This window comes from Crocosphaera sp. UHCC 0190, assembly GCF_034932065.1.
Classification (GTDB): domain Bacteria; phylum Cyanobacteriota; class Cyanobacteriia; order Cyanobacteriales; family Microcystaceae; genus UHCC-0190.
The window spans coordinates 1-1,528 of sequence record NZ_JAYGHP010000038.1; the positions used below are offsets into that span (position 1 = coordinate 1).

The window sequence follows — 1,528 nt, forward strand, 5'->3', positions numbered from 1 at the left end:
CATTGGTGTCAACTTAACGGTATAGCCTCCCAAATTTGTTGAGTGAGAGCGACTTTTTCTCGGTGTCGCTTTCGCTCAGCTTTAACCAAACCAAATAGTTTAGCTCGTTCAACCAAATAGCTGACTACATCAGGGTTTTCTCCTCTAGTTATGGCTTTGGCAACATAATATAAACTTCTAAAAACCATCTCAACTGAGATCTTTTCTTTCGGTTTATTTAAAGCGGTCACGCTTCGCGTGTGCGATAGCAACGCTACTTCAGTAACTAGCTGATTTAAAACTGTATAAAAAATCAAAGTAGCGAGAATCTGAATTTGAACACCATTGCTATGACCGACCCATAAATAAGCTAACCCTAACAGTCTTTTTGTCAACAAAAAAGCCTCTTCTATCTGCCATCTTCTGCGATATAATTCACAAATTTCTGAAGGAGATAATTGTTCAGATGATAAGACATTAGTCAAATAACGATACCAAGTTTTTCCCCATAATACTGAGACTAATCTCACGGGATATTGAGAAGGATTAGACCGATATTTTCCCATCTGAATGATTTCATCTTTATAATAAGTTCCTTGGGATAAAACTTGTTTAACTTCATAAGCTGTTCCTTGTCTTAATCGAGTAATAAAAAATTTTTCGGCAGCCGTTAATTGGTCAAACCAGGGAAAGCTAAAAAATCCCATATCAACAATTATTAACCCCGACTTGGGTAATTGGTTTAAAATGTCTTCTGACCAATTTCTATCATTATATTTCTCTTTTTCTTGATACCAGACTGTGACAGGATTATTGGTGAATGCTTCCACAATCATCATGATCTTTCCCGCCAATTTTCCTTCTTTTTCTTGAGCTATTTTCAGTCTATTTCTTAGTTGCTCTAGGGTTGAGCCATCAGCTATCCAGACGACGCTAAACTTTTCTTTGATTTCTTGAAAAGAGGAGTCTAACTTGATTTCTTGAGACGTTTGTTTAACTTTTTCTAACAGGGTCTTTAACAAAATAGCAAAAATTTCTGCTGGTAAGTTCATTAATCTTTTAGATAAAGCTTGTTTGCTTACTTCTAAGGGTTTTACCCATAATAAACCTTCCTCTTTTAAGATTCTTACAGCTTCACTTAATCCGGCTATTTGCCGATAGACTAAGCTTAAAATTAGAGCGACCATAACCGGCAAATTTAACAGCCGATCTCTCATGACTTTTTCATGATTTCCTTGAACATATTTTAAGGGAGTAAACAAGGCTGGTTCTAAATATTTAATTAATTCCTCCTCAAAATAAGGAATTTCTAAATTCGGTGTTTGCTGTTGACGACGTAAGTCAGGATTTCCACTTTTTCTCGGACGTTTGTTTGACATTAATTAACTCTTTTTTTTGAGCCTTCTCTTTTTGTTTTAATCATTTTATTCCCTATTAACACAGTTTACTATCTATTTTTTATCATAGCGATCGCCTTGGTTTGATACAGGCGATCACTATCAGTACAATCCATATCTAGCAAGGGTTTCAGCTTAAGTTGACACCAATG

The 1,528-nt window shown here is 35.5% G+C and carries 1 protein-coding gene; it reads right to left on the reverse strand.

Annotated elements, in window-relative coordinates; translation table 11 throughout:
• Window positions 1–8 precede the first annotated feature (8 nt).
• The gene (locus tag VB715_RS21925) at window positions 9–1,358 is read right to left on the reverse strand and encodes an IS4 family transposase (protein WP_323303315.1); all 1,350 of its coding nucleotides are present in this window, start codon (window positions 1,356–1,358) and stop codon (window positions 9–11) included.
• Window positions 1,359–1,528: the final 170 nt, after the last annotated feature.